General features: G+C 70.7%; 14 protein-coding genes and 1 tRNA gene. 9 read left to right on the forward strand and 6 right to left on the reverse strand.

Going from position 1 to position 16668, the window contains the following annotated elements:
• Positions 1 to 50: 50 nt before the first annotated feature.
• Entirely contained in the window at positions 51 to 782 is a 732-nt protein-coding gene (locus tag ACFO9I_RS15870; RefSeq protein WP_379182515.1) for a DUF4386 domain-containing protein, read from the forward strand.
• Positions 783 to 825: 43 nt separating this feature from the next.
• Here ACFO9I_RS15870 and ACFO9I_RS15875 read toward each other — a convergent pair whose 3' ends face one another.
• Complete coding sequence (locus ACFO9I_RS15875; protein ID WP_379182517.1) at positions 826 to 2445, reverse strand: helicase; 1620 nt, start codon at positions 2443 to 2445, stop codon at positions 826 to 828.
• 280 nt (positions 2446 to 2725) lie between these two features.
• Here ACFO9I_RS15875 and ACFO9I_RS15880 point away from each other — a divergent pair.
• A tRNA-Gln gene (locus tag ACFO9I_RS15880) sits at positions 2726 to 2797 on the forward strand.
• 6 nt (positions 2798 to 2803) lie between these two features.
• On the opposite strand, the gene ACFO9I_RS15885 is transcribed toward ACFO9I_RS15880, so the two are convergent.
• Positions 2804 to 3883 carry a serine hydrolase domain-containing protein gene (locus ACFO9I_RS15885; RefSeq protein ID WP_379182518.1) on the reverse strand — a complete coding sequence of 360 codons (1080 nt, stop codon included), beginning with the start codon at positions 3881 to 3883 and terminating at the stop codon, positions 2804 to 2806.
• Between the two features lie 120 nt (positions 3884 to 4003).
• On the opposite strand from ACFO9I_RS15885, the gene ACFO9I_RS15890 reads away from it, so the two are divergent.
• The 7 genes from ACFO9I_RS15890 to ACFO9I_RS15920 all read left to right on the forward strand — a co-directional run bounded on the left by ACFO9I_RS15890 (position 4004) and on the right by ACFO9I_RS15920 (position 12623).
• Complete coding sequence (locus ACFO9I_RS15890; protein ID WP_379182520.1) at positions 4004 to 4618, forward strand: class I SAM-dependent methyltransferase; 615 nt, start codon at positions 4004 to 4006, stop codon at positions 4616 to 4618.
• A 290-nt stretch (positions 4619 to 4908) separates the two neighbouring features.
• Complete coding sequence (locus tag ACFO9I_RS15895) at positions 4909 to 6408, forward strand: MFS transporter (protein ID WP_379182521.1); 1500 nt, start codon at positions 4909 to 4911, stop codon at positions 6406 to 6408.
• Positions 6409 to 6464: 56 nt separating this feature from the next.
• Positions 6465 to 7541 (forward strand): aminopeptidase P family protein, encoded by a 1077-nt coding sequence (locus ACFO9I_RS15900; protein WP_379182523.1) that lies wholly within the window; start codon positions 6465 to 6467, stop codon positions 7539 to 7541.
• 160 nt (positions 7542 to 7701) lie between these two features.
• Positions 7702 to 9162, forward strand: coding sequence for an APC family permease (locus ACFO9I_RS15905; RefSeq protein ID WP_379182525.1), 1461 nt, complete (start codon positions 7702 to 7704; stop codon positions 9160 to 9162).
• Complete coding sequence (locus ACFO9I_RS15910; protein WP_379182527.1) at positions 9159 to 9599, forward strand: hypothetical protein; 441 nt, start codon at positions 9159 to 9161, stop codon at positions 9597 to 9599. The genes ACFO9I_RS15905 and ACFO9I_RS15910 overlap by 4 nt, the downstream gene beginning before the upstream one ends.
• A 5-nt stretch (positions 9600 to 9604) precedes the next feature.
• Positions 9605 to 10954 (forward strand): dipeptidase, encoded by a 1350-nt coding sequence (locus tag ACFO9I_RS15915; RefSeq protein WP_379182529.1) that lies wholly within the window; start codon positions 9605 to 9607, stop codon positions 10952 to 10954.
• Positions 10955 to 11198: 244 nt separating this feature from the next.
• A complete protein-coding gene (locus ACFO9I_RS15920; protein ID WP_379182531.1) occupies positions 11199 to 12623 on the forward strand; it encodes an HNH endonuclease signature motif containing protein in 1425 nt (474 codons plus the stop codon).
• A 38-nt stretch (positions 12624 to 12661) separates the two neighbouring features.
• Here the strand turns inward: ACFO9I_RS15920 and ACFO9I_RS15925 are convergent, their stop codons facing one another.
• From ACFO9I_RS15925 to ACFO9I_RS15940, 4 genes are all read right to left on the reverse strand, one after another.
• Positions 12662 to 13258, reverse strand: a complete 597-nt coding sequence (locus ACFO9I_RS15925) for a DUF3105 domain-containing protein (protein WP_379182533.1) — start codon at positions 13256 to 13258, stop codon at positions 12662 to 12664.
• Positions 13255 to 14481 carry a hypothetical protein gene (locus ACFO9I_RS15930; RefSeq protein ID WP_379182535.1) on the reverse strand — a complete coding sequence of 409 codons (1227 nt, stop codon included), beginning with the start codon at positions 14479 to 14481 and terminating at the stop codon, positions 13255 to 13257. Before ACFO9I_RS15930 ends, ACFO9I_RS15925 begins: the two co-directional genes overlap by 4 nt.
• Positions 14474 to 15586, reverse strand: a complete 1113-nt coding sequence (locus ACFO9I_RS15935; RefSeq protein ID WP_379182537.1) for a ThiF family adenylyltransferase — start codon at positions 15584 to 15586, stop codon at positions 14474 to 14476. Before ACFO9I_RS15935 ends, ACFO9I_RS15930 begins: the two co-directional genes overlap by 8 nt.
• A 414-nt stretch (positions 15587 to 16000) precedes the next feature.
• Positions 16001 to 16594, reverse strand: a complete 594-nt coding sequence (locus ACFO9I_RS15940) for an HdeD family acid-resistance protein (protein ID WP_379182539.1) — start codon at positions 16592 to 16594, stop codon at positions 16001 to 16003.
• Positions 16595 to 16668 lie beyond the last annotated feature (74 nt).

The raw sequence follows: 16668 nt of genomic DNA on the forward strand, positions 1-16668 counted from the left end.
CCTCGGCTTGCGACCATGGCTGCTACCGCCTGCCACGAGGGGAGTCCATCATGGACTTGCGCCGGACCGGCCGGATCTTCGGATGGCTGTTCATCGGGACCTTCGTGACGAGCATCCCCGCGCGTCTTCTCTTCGTCGACGGGGCGGGGGCCAGCTGGTCGAACATGCGATTCGTCGCCGCGGACGCCTCCTCCACGAGCCTGAAGTGGGGTGCGCTTCTCGAGTTCGGGCTGATCGTCACTCAGCTCGGGACCGCTCTCGTGCTGTATCCGGTCGCCCGACGGCAGAGTGAGACGATCGCGCTCAGCTATGTGACCGCCCGGACCATGGAGTCCGTGTTCGCCGCCATCGGCCTGGTCAGCATGCTCTCGCTGGTGTCGGTCATCAGCGCCATGGACGGGGCGAACGGCGTCGAGGCGGTCGCGCTCCAGGCTCAGGGGGACAGCCTCGCGCACGCCTACGAGTGGGCCTTCGAGTGGGGGCCCGGACTCGTGGCCGGCATCGGCAACGGGATCCTGCTCGGCTACCTCATGTACACCTCGGCCCTCGTGCCCCCGCGGCTGGCCCTCCTGGGTCTGATCGGCGGCCCGATACTGATCCTCTCCTTCCTGATGATCCTGGCTGGGGTCTACGAGAACGGCGAGGGACCCTCGGGCCTGCTGACGCTCCCGGAAGCCGCGTGGGAGCTGTCGCTCGGCATCTACTGCGCCTGGAAGGGATTCCGCTTGTCGAGCCCACTGGCCGAGCAGATCCGCAGGAGCGAGGCGCTCCCACCCGGCTGACGGGACAGCACGACTCACCCGTGGCGCGGTGGCCGGGCCCCGGTCAGGTGCCGTCCTCGGTCAGGGCCGCGGACGGCAGCCAGTCGGCCCCGAGGAGCTGGGCGAGGTCGGCGAGACCGGTGGTGTCGCTGCCCACCGTGTCGGAGGCTGCGGCGATCCGCTCCACCATCACCTTGCCGACCTGCTCCTCGACCGTGCCCTCGGCGTACGCGATGTGCCACGGCGAGACCTGGTGGTCGCGGTGGGTGCGGCCGGTCACCTGCCGTCCGGCGATTCCCGAGAAGCGGGCCTGGTGGAAGACGCCGACCCGCGGCTCGGTGCTCGCCCGGCGGCCGTCGGCGAGGGTCTCGCCGGCGTGCAGGCTGATCGAGGCGACCGCGGTGAACACGCAGACCTTCGCCTGCCCGGTCTGGAACCTGAGCCGCTCGGCCTCGGAGTCGAACCGGTCGCGGCCGTAGATCGTGGCCACCTCGATGCCGGTGTCACGCAGCCGGTCGGCGATCGGGTCGGCGGCGGTCGCGACGAACTCGACCGAGCACGCCACCTGCCGCTCGGCCTGGACCTGCTGGGCGATCCAGGCGACCGTCGAGTCGACGCGGATCAGCCCGGCCTTCTGCCGGAAGCGCAGCAGCGCGGCCCGCCCCTTCGCGACGCTGCGGCCTCGTCGGGCGATCTCCATCTCCCGACAGAACTCGCCCCACTCGGCCTCGTAGGCGGTCCGCTCCGCCGGCGTGAGCGCCACCGGCATCCCGGAGATCGGCACCGGCCCCCACGGCGCGGCGCGATGCAGCATCGCCGGTGGGCGCTCGTCGGCGAGCCAGCCTCGCACCAGCTTGAGGTCCGCGGCGCGCCGCGCCGCGTCGGTGGTCCATGTCGCGCCGTAGCGCCCCCGCTCCACCCCGACGCCGTGGCGTTCGAGCGCGGTGGCGAACGCGGCCTCGGGCTGCGTCGCCGAGGTCCACTCCCGCATCGGCTCGTCGAGCACCTGCGCATAGGCGGGAGCGAGGTATGGCAGCTCCAGGGGCGTGTGTCCGGGCGTTGCCGTCGTCGCGATGACGAACGGCGCCTTGTCGTGTGGACGACCGTGCCCCGAGATCCGTGCCCAGTGCTTCCACCGCTTCGTCGTCGTACGTCGCAGTGCGTGGGCCTCGTCGGCGATGATCACGTCCCACGTGTGGTCCTTGACCTTCTCCAGCCGGTCCCACGTGATCACGACCCATTCCAGACCCCCGTCGCCCAGCGCGGTGATCGTGCGGCACCAGTGGCCGATCGTGATCGCCGCGGGCCGGTCGGCCACGACGAGCACCCGTCGCGCGCCGCGGAGGTCGCCCACCGCCGTCGCCCCGAGGACCGCGGCGATCGTCTTGCCCACGCCGGGCTCGTCGGCCAGCAGGAACTGCCGTCCGCCCGCCGCGGCGCGCGCCGCGATCGCGTCGGCCGCTTCGAACTGGATCTTTCGGGGCTCGAGCGCGTCGGTCGGCTCGGGGCTGGGCGCCGGATCGTCGGGGTTGAGCGTGTTCTCGATGAACCGACCCAGCGTGTGCGGCCCCGGGGCGTAGGGCACGAGGTGTGCGGGGAGCGCGCGCCCGACGTACAGGTGGGTCTTGACGGCCGGGTGCCAGCTGGCGCCATCGACCGGTGTCCCGTAGGGGACGTCGAGCACCCACAGCCGCTCGCCCGGCCCGGCTGCCGGCAACGGCCGCTGTCGCGTCCCGCTCCGGCGCGGTGACGCGCTGCGTCGACGAGCACTGGAGCGGCGACGACTGGGCATCCCCCGACGCTATCGGGGTCTCCCTCGCTGAGAGAGCCGGCTCGCCCGCGTCCGCGGCGCGGTCGGACGCCCCCGGACGACCGTGTCGGCCGAGGCGGTGCGACACGGGGCGAGAACGCGCTGCTGCGGCAGTTGCCGAATAGTTTTGCCCCAGCGCTGGACGCCCGTGCGATCCCCCGTAGTGTAACTGGCAGCACGCCAGACTTTGGATCTGGTGGTCCAGGTTCGAATCCTGGCGGGGGAGCTGCCCCTAGAGCGGGGGCATACCGAGGGCCTCGCGTACCGCGCCTTCGAGCCGGTCGCCGCGGTCGTAGCCGCCGATGTGTCCGGTCATGAACGCGACCGCGTACCCACCCACCTCACTCCACCAGCCGAAGCTTCCGCCGAGACCGCCCATCCCGTGACCGTCGGAGTCGACGACGACACCCAGGCCCCACTGGCGCTCATCGCCCATCATCAGGTCGCGCTCGGCCCCGTGACCGCGACCCAGCTCGCGCCGCAGGTCCGCATCGAGCAGCCGGCCCTCCGCCAACGCGACGTACAAGTCCGCGACCGCCCGGGCAGTGCCGTGACCGTTCACCGCGGGCACCTCGGCTCGGCGCCACCGTTCGCTGTTGACCACGCGCGGGTCACGAGCACCCGGGGGGTTGGTGACGCCGCGGCGGTAGAGGTCGTTGCCTGCCTGCTGGGCCGCGGCGAAGTCCGCCCCGAAACCGGTTAGGTCCGCGACCCGGCCGAGCTCGGCGTCGCCGAGCCCGACGTGGAAGTCCAGGCCGAGCGGGCCGCACACCTCGTGGCGGAGGAACACGCTCAGCGGGCGGCCGTCGATGCGGCGTACCAGCTCGCCGAGCAGGTGGCCGTAGAACAGGGCCGACTCGCCCTGCGCTGTGCCCGGCGGCCAGGAGGGCTCCTGCCGGGCCAGCAGTGAGCACATCAGGTCCCAGTCGTAGAACGCCTCCTCGGGGGCGTCCTCGTCGAGCGCGACCAGGCCGGCGCGGTGAGTCAGCACGTCTCGCACCGTCGCCGTCGCGGTCAGCTCGGGCCAGTACCGCTGCATCGGGGCATCGAGGTCGATCTGGCCGCGTTCCGCCAAGGACAGCACGGCCACGGCCGCGAAGGGCTTCGTGACCGAGTACGGCATGACCAGCGTGTCGCTAGACCAGTCCCTGGTGTGCGCCGCGTCGGCGTACCCGCCCCACAGGTCGACCACCCAGTGGCCGTCGTGCCAGACCGCGAACGACGCACCGGTGCCCGGCTGGGCGGCCAGCACATCGGCCATCACCGCCACCACGTTCGCGAACCGCTCATCGGCCCGTCCTTGGACGCGCATCGGGGGCCACCTCCTCGTCTCACGGTTGCGGTCACCTGCCCTGCGACGGTACGGCCGGACAGCAACGTTCGCCGCCGTTTCCCGGGTGCCGCGAGAAGCCGTGGTCGGTAGTCTGGAGCCGTGACGAGCGAGCCATCGGGCCTGTTCGAGGCGATGTACGCGGGTGCGGAGGCGGGTGGTTCCAGGCCGCCTTGGGACTACGGCGGCCCTCGGCCGCAGCTCGTGGAGTGGGCTGAGGCGCGGAACCTCGCGGGAGGTGGCCGCCAGGCGCTGGTGGTCGGGTGTGGCTACGGAGCCGACGCCGAGCTCCTCGTGTCGCTGGGATTTCGGACCACGGGGTTCGACTTCGCGCCGACGGCGATTGCCGGCGCGCGGCGGAGGTATCCGGCGAGCGAGGTGGACTACGTCGTTGCCGACGTCACGGACCTCCCTCGTGAGTGGCACGGGAACTTCGACCTGGTTGTCGAGAGCCTCACGGTGCAGTCGATGCCGCCCGAGCAGCACTCAGTCGCGGCACGGAACATCGCAGCGTTGGTCGCGCCAGAGGGCACGCTGCTGGTCTTGGCGACCACACGGGACGAGCACTCCGAGGTGAAGGGCCCACCCTGGCCGCTGACCCGTGCCGAGGTCGAGGAGTTCTCGAACGGAGACCTCGTCATGGACCGGCTCGAGCGGATCGAGAACGGCGCGTGGTGGCGAGCCGAACTGTCACGAGCACGCGACGATCACGCCTGACGCCGCGGCAGCCGCTGTCCGTGCCGGATGTCTCGGCGTCTGGCCCCACGTGAGCGCGACGCGTTGAGCCCGGCATCGCCCGAACACTGGTGTCGCCGACGGGCGGCGGTGACCCGCACGTTTGAACGCCTGGAACGCGACGTGCCATCTGGTGAGGCGCCGCGACCTCGCCTCAGCGTCTGTGCCGGCGGTTGGCTCGTCCGTCAGGGGTGAGGGTCGCCAGGGATCTTCGGCCTACCGTTGGTCCGGGCGCGACCGGCCTCGGGCTGGTTACGGGAAGGGGGAGGCGCATGAGTGACGTCGCACAGGTGAGCACGCGAGCGGGTGGGGTGCTCGCGGCCACGTGCGTCTCAACGCTGGTGGTGAACGCGAATACCTCGGCGGTCAGCATCCTTCTTCCTGCCATCTCGGAGGACACCGGCACGTCGGTCGAGACACTGCAGTGGGCGGTCACCGGCTACTCGTTGGTCGGCGCCGCGGTGATCGTCACGTCGGGGTCGCTGGGCGACGTGTTCGGCCGCAGGCGCATCTTCCAGCTGGGCCTGGCGTTGTTCGTCGTGTCGTGCGTGATGATCGCGCTCGCCGGGTCGGGCGGCATGGTGATCGCCGGACGTGTCATCCAGGGCGCGGCCGGGGCGACCATCCTGGCCTGCGGTCTGAGCCTCTTGTCGGTGGCCAACGACGGCGAGGCACAGCTGCGGGCCGTGTCCCTGTGGGGCGCGGCGGCGGCCGTCGGCGCCGCCGCCGGCCCGCTGCTGGGCGGTGTCCTCGTCGATGTCGCCGGGTGGCAGGGGCTCTTCTGGATCGACGCGGGAGTGGCGGTGCTGTGCATGCTGCTGACCGCGGCGACGGTGGCCGAGTCCCGGGACCCGGACCGGCCGCGCTCGATCGACTACGCCGGCACCGTGCTCATCGCGCTGACCCTCACGCCGCTCATCCTCGGCGTTACCAAGAGCAGCGACTGGGGATGGGTCTCTGTGGCCACCCTGGGCTGCTTCGCGATCTCCGTCTCGGCCGGCTACGGGTTCATCGCCGTCGAGCGGCGCGTCGCCGTACCCCTGCTCGACCTTGCCCTGCTGCGCAACCGGGTCCTGGTGGGCTCGACCATCGCCATCCTCATCGGTGCGGGCACGATCAACGCGCTGATGTACCTGCTCAGCCTGTACTTCCAGGATCCTGCCGCCCTCGCCTTCAGCCCCCTCCAAGCGGGCCTGGCCACGCTGCCGGCGACCGTCGGGCTGGTCGTGGTGGCTCCCGTCGTTCCGCGCCTGGCGGCGAAGCTCGGAGGCCGGCAGACGATCGGCGTCGGCTTCGCCCTCACCACCGTCGGCTTCGTCATCGTGGGCTTCGTCGGTGCCGCGTGGACGTACGCCGCGTTCCTGCTGCCGCTGGTCGCCATCGCCGTCGGGATGGGCCTGTCCAACGGTCCCGCGTCGTCCGCGGCGACGGCGTCGGTGCCCGAGAACCAGGTCGGCGGGGCCTCCGGTGTCTCCAACATGGCCCGCTACGTCGGCGCCGCGGTGGCCACCGCTCTGGCCGCCACCATCTACGGCACGGTGATCGCGAACCAGACAGACGGCGGAGCCTCGCAGGCCGATGCCCTCGCGTCCGGGCTGGCCGCGGCCTCCTGGGTGATGGCGGTCTTCAGCTTCCTCGGTATACTGATGGCCTTCGTGATCGCCAGGCACCGCGCGGCGACGGGCACGCTGAACGACGCGGCCTCGGCCGCGGCAGCCCACACGCACACCCTGCCCACCTCGGCCACGGCGGGACGAGGCGGCGACCGGTGAACAGCTTGCCACCGACGTCACCGACGCCCTTCACGGCAGAGGACTATGCCGCTCGGATGCGCCGAGTAGTCGCCGATGCCACTGACGCGGGGCTGGACGGCCTCCTCATCACGCCCGGACCGGACCTGGTCTGGCTCACCGGTTACCAGCCAACGGCCATCACCGAGCGGCTGACCTTGCTCGTGCTCGCCCCCGACCAACAGCCGACGCTCCTGGTGCCGACCCTGGAGCGGCCGGACGCCGAGGGTGCCGAGGGGGCGCCGGGCCTCTCGATCGTGGACTGGGGCGACGGCGAGGACCCATTCGTCCGGGCCAGCGGCCTCATTCCGGCTCACGCGGCCCTGGGAATCGCAGACTCAGCCTGGGCGATGCACCTGCTCGGGCTGCAGGCGGCACTGCCCGGGTCCTCGTACCGGTCCCTGACGCAGAGCCTGCCCATGCTCCGGGCGGTCAAGGACGCCGACGAGCTTTCCCGGCTGGCCGCGGCGGGCGCTGCCGCGGACGCGACGTACGAGCAGATCCTCGGAGTCCGGTTCGCTGGGCGGAAGGAGATCGACGTTGCCGCCGACCTGGCTCGGCTGCTTCGGGAGTTCGGGCACGAGCAGGTGGACTTCACCGTGGTCGGCTCGGGTCCGAACGGCGCCAACCCGCACCACGAGGCCGGCAACCGCACCATCGAGGTCGGCGACGCGGTCGTCCTCGACTTCGGCGGGCTGATGCACGGCTACGGCTCGGACACCAGCCGGACCGTGTGCGTGGGCGAGCCGCCCACCTTGGTTCGGGAGGTGCACGAGGTCGTGCGAATTGCGCAGCAGGCCGGCGTCGAGGCGGTCCGGCCGGGCGTTGCGTGCCAGGAGATCGATCGGGCGGCCCGGACGGTCATCACGGATGCGGGGTACGGCGAGCAGTTCATCCACCGCACCGGTCACGGCATCGGCACCACGACGCACGAACCGCCGTACATGATCGAAGGCGAGGAGCAGCCGCTGGTTCCCGGGATGTGCTTCTCCGTCGAGCCCGGCATCTACCTCGCCGGGGAGTTCGGGGTCCGGATCGAGGACATCGTCACCGTCACCGACAGCGGCGGTCTGCGGCTCAACAACACCGAGCGCGACCTCCGGATCGTCCAGTAGGCCAAGCCGCGGGCGAGCACCCTGGTGTCCGACCCTGCCTCATCCCTCAGGGGTGAGGCTCGGCGTGCACCCCCACTCCACACTCAGACCAGGGACCGGTCACTGACGCCCGGACGGAGGGGGAACCCATGGATACACGAGCATTCCCTCGGGGAATGTCATGAGTACTGCCGACGTGCCGGCCGACGCGTCCGCGGCCGTCCCCTCCTCACGCACGCGCGCGGCCACCACTCAGTGGATCTCTTGGGTGGCACTGGCGATGATGACCACGAGTTCGGTCGCCAGCCTCCGGGCCGCGCCGACGATGGCCGTCTACGGCCTCGCCTGCGTCTTTCTGTACCTGCTCCCAGCCGTCGTGTTCCTTCTGCCCACCTCGCTGGTGTCCGCGGAGCTCGCCTCGGGCTGGGAGGGCGGCATCTACAACTGGGTCTCGGAGGGCATCTCCAAGCCGATGGGTTTCCTGGCGGTCTGGTGTCAGTTCGCGATGACGATCTTCTACTACCCGAGCCTTCTCGGCTTCGTCGCGAGCACCCTCGCGTACGTGTTCAACCCCGAGCTCGCCAGCAGCGGCGTGTGGACCGCGGCAGTCATCATCGTCGTCTACTGGTCCGGTGTCTGGGTCTCCTCGCGCGGCACCAAGGGCGTGGCTGGCCTGGCCAGCGGCGGGCTGATCATCGGCACCCTGATCCCCGGCACCGTGCTGGTGCTTCTCGGCATCGTCTTCCTCGGGCAGGGCAACACCTCGGCTGCGCCGATGGACTCCGGCCACCTGCTGCCGGCCTGGGCAGGTCTGTCCAGCCTGGTGCTGATCGTCAACAACTTCCTCTCCTACTCGGGCATGGAGATGAACGCGGTGCACGTGTCCTCGCTGAAGAACCCGGGCAAGGAGTTCCCCCGGTCGATGTTCCTGGCCATGGGGCTGGTGCTCGCGATCTTCATCCTGCCCGCGCTCGCGATCAGCTGGATCGTGCCCTCGGAGGAGCTCTCCCTCACGGCCGGCGTGATGCAGGCCTTCGACGCGGTGTTTGCGAACTTCGGGTGGCAGTGGCTGACCCCGATCGTCGGGATCATGCTGGTCACCGCCTCGCTCGGCGGCATGCTGACCTGGCTGGCGGGTCCGTCCAAGGGCCTGCTGCTGATCTCCCGGCAGGAAGGGTACCTGCCGCCTTACCTGCAGCGCCTGAACAAGAACGGCGTCCAGCAGAACATCCTCGTCGTGCAGGGCTTGATCACCACCGTGATCGGCCTCGCGTACGCGTTGATCCCGGACGTCTCCAGCGCCTACTGGATCTTCTCGGTGATCACCACGCAGGTCTACCTGATCATGTACCTGCTGATGTTCGTGGCCGCCGTCCAGCTGCGCCGCAAGGATCCCGACCACCCCCGCGGCTACCGGGCCCCGATGCTCATCGGCCTGTGCGGCATCGGCTTCGCCGCCTCGTTGGCCGCCCTGCTGGTCGGGTTCATCCCGCCCTCGCAGTTCGCGAACGGGAACTCCGGCGTGTACTTCCTGATCGTCGGCGGCGGGGCCCTCGGCCTCGGCCTGCTCGTGCCGTTCCTGTTCTACCGCTTCCGCAAGCCCTCTTGGAAGCAGCCCGTGCCCGAGCAGGTGACCCCATGAGCACGCCGGAGACGGAACCCCGCCGCGAACGCGTCGTGATCTACATCGTCGTCGGAGCTACGGTGGTCGTCCTCATGGTCCTCGGCCTCGTCCTCTACAACTCCGCGTCGTCGAACCGGGAGGCCCAGGACAAGGCCGACCAGCTCATCGCTGCACTCAATCACGCGGGGGCCCGCACTCCTGATCAGGACCAGATCGTGCGCGTGCTCGGCACCGACGGGGGAGCGACCTGCACCGACCCGAACGCGGACCTGAACCGAGCAATCCTGCTGTCCCAGCTGACCAACGGCGCGGCCGGTCCGGGGGCACGGCCCGTCATCGCGGACAGCCGAGTGTTCAAGTTCCAGCAGCTGGTGATCGAGATCTACTGCCCCGAGAACATGACCGACTTCCAGAAGTTCGTCTCCGACCTCAAGACCGGCGACGTGGCGGACTGATGCTCATGGAAGACCTGAGGCAACGCATCGCCGACCTGATGCCGGTTGCACGGGACGAGCTCGCCGAGCTCGTCGCCATGCGGTCCGTGGCCGACGCACGCCAGTACCCCGCCGACGAGTGCCAGCGCACCGCCCAGTGGGTACTTGAGAAGTTCGCGGACATCGGCTTCTCCGATGCCCACCTCGAGGAGACCGCGGACGGCAGCATGGCGGTCGTCGGTTCGCGGAAATGCTCGCGCGAGGGGGCTCCCACCGTGCTGCTCTACGCCCACTACGACGTACAACCGCCCCTCGACGACGACGCCTGGCGCACACCCCCGTTCGAGCTGACCGAGGTCGACGGCCGCTGGCACGGCCGCGGGGCGGCCGACTGCAAGGGCAACATCGTGATGCACCTTGCCGCGCTGCGGGCCCTCGGGGACCGGATCCCGGTCGACCTGAAGCTGGTGGTCGAGGGGTCCGAGGAGCAGGGCACGGGAGGCCTTGAGGCCTTCGTCCCCGCCCACCCGGACCTGCTGCGCGCCGACACGATCCTGGTCTGCGACACCGGCAACGCGGCCGTGGGCCATCCGGCGGCCACGGTCAGCCTGCGCGGCATGGTCAACGTGGTGGTGACCGTGGAGGCGAGCACCTCCGAGATCCACTCCGGGATGTTCGGGGGTGCCGCTCCCGATGCCCTCGCTGCCCTGGTGTCGATGCTGGCCACGCTGCGTGACGCCCAGGGGAACACCACGATCACGGGACTGGACAACACCCAGACCTGGTCCGGCGCGCCGTACCCGCCCGAGCAGTTCCACAAGGACGCCGGCGCGCTCGAGGGGGTCTCGCTGCTCGGGAACGGCAGCGTGTCGGACATGCTCTGGGCGCGGCCGGCGTTGACCATCCTGGGCATCGACTGCCCCCCGGTCGTCGGCTCGGCCGCGGCCATCGTGCCGAAGGCGGCGGCGCGGCTGAACCTGCGCATCCCGCCCGGGATGGCCCCCGAGGTCGCCGAGACGGCCTTGGTCGAGCACTTGCGCGCTGCTGCGCTGTGGGGCGTGCACGTCGAGGTCGAGGTGGAGGCGACGGGATCCCCGTTCGAGGCCGACACTGACGGCCCGGCTTACGAGGCGATGGCCGCTGCGATGCAGGAGGCCTACGGGCGGCCGATGACGAGTCTCGGCCAGGGCGGGTCCATACCCTTGTGCAACGTGTTCGAGGAGACCTACCCGGACGCCGAGATCATCCTGATAGGCGTCGAAGAGCCGCAGACCCTTATTCACGCCCCCAACGAGAGCGTGGACCCGGGAGAGATCGAAGCCATGGCACTGACGGAGGCCATCTTCCTCGAGCGCTACGCCACCTTGTGCTCCTGAGGCGACGCGGAGCGCTGGCGCACGGGTCCGACGTCGGTGTACGCGCTGCTCGCCGTGGGTCGGCTCCGGCAATGGAGGGATCGAGCGCTGGAACGGAGGCCCGAGCCAGCGCTTGGTCACCGAACCTCCCGGTGCCGCGTCACGGTTCAGCACCCGGGTGCTGAACCGTTCCCGGGCCGGGGTGTCGGTGGTGGCGTCTAGCGTGTGTCTTGAAGGGTCGAACGCTTGAGGGAAGGTGTGAGCGATGGGCCCTGCGCACGATCTGGCAGAGCTGAGCGACCACGACCTGCTGGCCGGTGGGGTCGCCGACGGGGTGGCCGAGGCGCGGGCGAACGCGGCCCGGTGGGGGCGGCTGGTGGAGTTCCACTCCCGCCGGGAGGCCGACTACCAGGCCCGGACGGCGCTGTCGCCCCGCTTCACCCTGACCCCGCGCGCGGACACGGTCACCGAGGTCTCCGCGCTGTGGGGGCTCAGCGAGCCCCGGGTCCGGCACGAGCTGAACGTCGCCCTGTTCCTGCACCAGTACTTCGCCGAGGTGTGGGCGCTCTGCGCGGCGGGGCAGCTCGACGGGTACCGCGCCACGCTGTTGGCCGACGCGGTCCGGCACGCGGTCACCGACCCGCTCCAGCTGCGGATCCTCGCGCCCCGGCTGACCGGGTTCCTGCACAAGCACCTCAGTGATGCCCACGGCCTGGAGGGGGTGCCGGCGGTGGTGGTGTGCACCCCCAAGCAGCTGCGCAACAAGCTGACCTACGAGATCAACCGGCTCCGCTCCGCCGACGCCGAGGAACGCCACCGCCGGGCGAAGGCCGACCGCACCGTCCGGGCCACCGAGACCACCGACGGGATGGCCCACCTGGGCATCACCGCAACGGTGGACCAGGTCCTGCTCGCCGAGCACCGCCTCACCCACGCCGCCCGCCGGCTCCGCCGGGCCGGTGACGAACGGACCCTCACCCAGCTGAAGTCCGACCTCGCCCTCGACCTCCTCATCGGCCGCAGCCAGGGGGTGCCGGCCCCGGCGTACGCCCGACCGGTCGTCAACCTGACCGTGCCGGTCCAGACCGTGATGGGCCTGAGCGACGACCCCGGTGTCCTGGCCGGTGGCACCGTGGTCCCGGCCGGGCTGGCCCGGGCCATCGCCGCCGACCCCGACGCCACCTGGCACCGGATGCTCACCGACCCCGCCGGGCGCATGGTCGAGCTGTCCACCACCTCCTACAAGCCGACCGGGCCGATCTGGCGGCACGTGGTCGCGCAGTGGACCACCTGCTACGAGCCCGCCTGCGACCGGTCCGCGGCCCAGGTCGAGATCGACCACCGCACGCCGTACCCGCGCGGGGCCACCACCCCCGGGAACCTGTGGCCGGCCTGCAAACGCGGGCACACCGCCAAGCACGCCCCCGGCTTCACCATCGAGCAACACACGACCGGCTCCTACCGGCTGCGCACCGCCGCCGGGTTCACCCACCAGATCGCCCCACCGGCGAAACCCGTCAACGCCGAGTGGCCCGACCTGCCCGACCTCACCGACGAGGCGATTCAGTTCACCGCGACTGAACTCCTCAGCACCCTCCGCGAGAACCGCAACCACCACGACCAGGAACGCGCCGAGGCCCACGAGCTCGAGTGGGAGCACGGCTACCGCCTCGACCAGCTCAAGCTCTGAGAACCGGCTTTCCTTCGTCAGGACCCGACCCGTCTCCTTCAGCAGGCGGGAGGGCGCGCCCAGCCGTGGTCGTACCGGCCGGCCAGCTCGGCGACGAACGCCTCCACCGTGTCGGGCTCGACGTGGGACATCGTCTCGAGACGGCCCCATGCCGCCAGTGCGACGGGCGTCGACATGTCGTCGTAGGGCGTCAGGACGACCTCGTCGAGGTGCTCGCGGGCGATCCGCGACAGCTGGTCGACTTCCTCCGCCGGCAGGTCGGATCGGTAGGCGATCACGACGTGCCCGTGCTCCTCGGCGTGAACGAAGAGGGGCGCGGGCAGCGGGTCGGTGTAGATGCCCGGCTGGGGCGGGATCGCGAAGTGCGGTCCGGAAGTAGGCGGTCGGGACGTGTACCGGCGGTCGCGCAGCTGCTCCAGCGGCCGGTGGGGGCTGTCCATGACGGGAACGGCCCGTCCCGGCAGGCAGGGCTCGGTCCGCACCTCCAGACCGGTCTCGGACCCGCGGACCAGGCCGACGACCGTCCGGGCCTGCTGATTCAGGGAGTAGCCGACCACCAGCGCCGAGACGATGAGGACGACGACCAGGTGCGTGATCCGCCGTCCCCGGCGGGCCGCGGTCTCTGCGGTGCTCATGCGATCAGTCCTCGTGCGCGACGGCGACGTTCCCGGAACCAGATGGGCAGGGGGGCGAAGAACACGCCGACCGCCAGGAGCATGAGACCTGCCGAGCCCCAGAAGTCCCACGTCGCCGGCGAGTAGTGGGCCAGGTTCGTGACGAGCCAGAACGTCAGCGACACCAGCGAGGGGATGGCATACGTGACGAACCACCAGAAGACGGCCAGCATGCCGACGACGTACAGGACGTAGAACCAGCGGGCGACGTCCCGGTCCCGCGGGCTGGCCTGGTCGAGCTCGGCGCTCTCGGCCGGGTCGAGGCGACGGAGCGAGTCCTTGAGCGTGAGCCAGCTGGTGCGGTACAGATTGTCGCACCTCAGGGCGAGAGCGAGTACGGCGTAGAGGTCGGTGCGCAGGAAGACCGCGCACTGGATGAGCATGGAGAACGCGACGAGCAGGACCAGGGCGCCGGCGTACCGCGGCAGCCATGCCGGCAGGTCCACGAGCCCGTCGGCGTAGGCCCAGCGCAGTCCCAGGCAGGCCGCCAGCAGCACGCTGTCGAGTGCCAGCCCCGCCAGCATCGGTCCGTACCGACGACGACGCGGCAGCGTCAGGAGCAGCGTCAGGTCGGTCTCGAACACCAGGCCCATGCCCCGCTGGCTGATGCGGAACCGCGCGGGCACCCCTGCGTGGATCCCGGCCAGCCAGTGGTAGCCCTCGTGCAGGAAGCCGTTGGCGAAGCTCGAGGCGTAGAGGACGAGCAGTGCCACGAGGGGGTTGGGGAGGAAGAGGTAGGACTCCCAGGTCGGGCGCAGCTCCGGCTTCAGCAGCAGCACCATGACCGCGAACAGGAACGCAGCGCCGTAGACGCACCAGGCGACCCGGCCGAACAGCGGGGCCACCACCCAGGGCGGCAGCTTCCCGATCCACCTGACCCCGCGGTACGCGGCGACGTCGACGGCCGCGTAGTCGATGACGTCGAGGCTCTCCAGGGTGTCGAGGAAGTCCTCGACGTCGACGTCCGCGCCGGCCAGTGCGGACGCCTCGGCGGCGACGTCGGCGATGGACCGGCCGTCCTTGAGGCCCTCGATCACCACGCCGCCCACACGAGGAACGGCGACGAACGACGCCGTGCCACGGTTGCCGATGCGGACCTCGTCGTCGCTCTCCGGGACGACGACCACCGGTTCCAGGGCCAGGCGGAGTCGGGTGAGGTCACGCTCCGAGGTGCTCTCAGGCACTGTCGCCCGATCGTCCGCAGACCTCGCAGTCCGGGTTCGGCGCACCCATCGAGACGTCCAGCCGGCAGCCGTCGCGGAGGTCGATGACGGCCAGGCCGCCGGCGTACGCGGGTGGGGCGTAGCCCAGGAGGAGTCTCGTGACCTCCATCGACACCATGCCGCCCAGCAGCGTCGCCACCGGTCCGATCCCGCGGTTGACGCGCGGGACCGCCGCCCGGTGCATCTGGTCCCAGGTCTCCCGCTGGCGCGCCTCGTCGCTCTTCTCCGTTGCGTCGCGACCGCAGGCGTAGCAGGCCGTCAGCCCCGGGACGACGGACCAGATGACTCCCTCCGTCACGCTCATGCCTCCACGCACGAACGGCACTCCCCGGCGCACGCACGCGGCGTTGACCCAGCGGTCGATGCTCTCCGGCGGTGAGTCGACACCGGCGACCACGACGTCCGGTGCGGCGCGGTCGATCAGGCTCACCACGTCGTCCGCGGAGGTGATGTCCGCGACCACCGTCTCGACGTCGATGGTCGGGTCGAACTCGCGCACCCACTCGGCCGCCCGTTCCACCTTGGGCCGTCCGATGTCGCTGCGCCGGTAGACGAATTGGCGAGCGAAGTTGCGTGGCTCGACGAGGTCCCGGTCGACGAGGGTCAGGTGGCCGATGCCGAGCCCGGCCAGGTTCTGCAGGACGTTCGACCCCAGGCCACCCACGCCCAGGACGAGCACCCGGGCGTCGCCGAGCCGGCCCAGCATCTCCTCGGTGCTCGTGTCGAGCGTCGAGAACGTGCTGAAGAACGCCGCGTTGCTGACGTGGCGCCCGTCCTCGGCGCCGGGGGAGGTGCCGTCCGCACGTTCGAGGAGGCGAAGGTCGTCGAGGGCATCGAGGGCGCCGGCGACCTCCTCGGCCGTCACGGCCGGGTGCGTCTCCAAGATCGACTCGTGCAGCTGCGCGAGGTCCCGCGTGCCGTCGGAGAGCAGGGACAGGAGCGCGGACACGGCACCGTCGTCGTCGGACAGCTCGATGGCTTCACGCGGATCGTGGATGATCGTCACGGCATCGCCGGCGTGCCGCCACGCCATCGGCTTGAGCTGCGGGACGGTGTCAGGCTTCATCGATTCTCCCCCGAGTGGAATGGAATTGGTGGGCGCCGAGGCACGGGCTCACAGCGGCCCGCCATCCGGCACTGCCGGATGGCGGGCCACCGTGTATTGGCCAGCGAGTCGATTCACTTCTCAGGCGCTGCCGCAACGGGCAGCTGCCGAGCAGTTCCTTGTCGCTGGAAAGGCGCGATCAGCTGTCGCAGTGGGTGGCGGAGCATTCGTACGTGAGACGGACCTGCTCGACCTTGCGAACCTCGATCTTCATGATTTCCTCCGTTTCCGAGTTTTACCCGCTGGTGAAGCGAGCCGGATCAGCCAAGCACAGCGGTTCTCGGAGCGGAAGACTGTTCGGCGGTGGCCCGATCGCGAGACAAAACGCTGCGTCCGAGGCGTGTTCTGGCCGCAAGTCCTTCGTGCAGGCGACTCTCAGACACCCAGCGGCGGACCCGCGCCGGCCGGTCCGACGCTGCCCGGACCCGGGTGAGCGTTCCGCTCGCGGCGCACCCACAGGCCGACCGCCAGGAACACCACGCCCCAGAGCAGCGCCACCAGGCCGAGCAGCACCGCGATGCCGGTGGCGCTGCGGCCCGGGTTCGCCGCGAACAGGGCACCGAGGAACAGGTCGATCAGGCCGGTCAGGACGAGCAGCCCGCGCGGCACGGTGGTCGTCGAGGAGACCGCGCCGAACAGCTCGAAGACACCGCGCACCATCAGCCACAGGCCGAGGATCCAGGTCAGGGTCACCGCCGTCACCGCGGGGCTGGTGACCGCCACGATGCCGGCGAGCAGGGCGATGACGCCCATCGCCACCAGCAGCCACCGCGCGGACGACTCCGCGCCAGGCGAGAAGGCCTGGGCCAGCGAGCCGACCCCGTCGGCGATCGCCCAGATGCCCCACAGCAGCGCCAGGGCGGTCGCGGTCTCCGAGGGCCGGGCGACGGCCACGATCCCGAAGACGATCGCGATCGCGCCGCGGGTCACCAGCAGCTTCCAGCCGACCTCGAGCCAGTCCTTGTCCATGGCAGCCTCCTGCTCGGGGACGCTACGCGGATCTCGACAGGGTGCGCTGCCCCAGAAATGGGCATGCGCAGGTC

The sequence above is a fragment of the Nocardioides sp. GCM10023255 genome, assembly GCF_042653125.1.
GTDB lineage: Bacteria > Actinomycetota > Actinomycetes > Propionibacteriales > Nocardioidaceae > Nocardioides.

Excerpts from the sequence above, each read along its gene's own strand:
- ACFO9I_RS15870 (WP_379182515.1), top strand. The coding sequence starts at position 51 with ATGGACTTGCGCCGGACCGGCCGGATCTTCGGATGGCTGTTCATCGGG.
- ACFO9I_RS15910 (WP_379182527.1), top strand. The coding sequence starts at position 9,159 with ATGAGCACGCCGGAGACGGAACCCCGCCGCGAACGCGTCGTGATCTAC.
- ACFO9I_RS15900 (WP_379182523.1), top strand. The coding sequence starts at position 6,465 with ATGCGCCGAGTAGTCGCCGATGCCACTGACGCGGGGCTGGACGGCCTC.
- ACFO9I_RS15895 (WP_379182521.1), top strand. The coding sequence starts at position 4,909 with ATGAGTGACGTCGCACAGGTGAGCACGCGAGCGGGTGGGGTGCTCGCG.
- ACFO9I_RS15915 (WP_379182529.1), top strand. The coding sequence starts at position 9,605 with ATGGAAGACCTGAGGCAACGCATCGCCGACCTGATGCCGGTTGCACGG.
- ACFO9I_RS15940 (WP_379182539.1), bottom strand. The coding sequence starts at position 16,594 with ATGGACAAGGACTGGCTCGAGGTCGGCTGGAAGCTGCTGGTGACCCGC.
- ACFO9I_RS15885 (WP_379182518.1), bottom strand. The coding sequence starts at position 3,883 with ATGCGCGTCCAAGGACGGGCCGATGAGCGGTTCGCGAACGTGGTGGCG.
- ACFO9I_RS15920 (WP_379182531.1), top strand. The coding sequence starts at position 11,199 with ATGGGCCCTGCGCACGATCTGGCAGAGCTGAGCGACCACGACCTGCTG.
- ACFO9I_RS15935 (WP_379182537.1), bottom strand. The coding sequence starts at position 15,586 with ATGAAGCCTGACACCGTCCCGCAGCTCAAGCCGATGGCGTGGCGGCAC.
- ACFO9I_RS15925 (WP_379182533.1), bottom strand. The coding sequence starts at position 13,258 with ATGAGCACCGCAGAGACCGCGGCCCGCCGGGGACGGCGGATCACGCAC.
- ACFO9I_RS15905 (WP_379182525.1), top strand. The coding sequence starts at position 7,702 with ATGAGTACTGCCGACGTGCCGGCCGACGCGTCCGCGGCCGTCCCCTCC.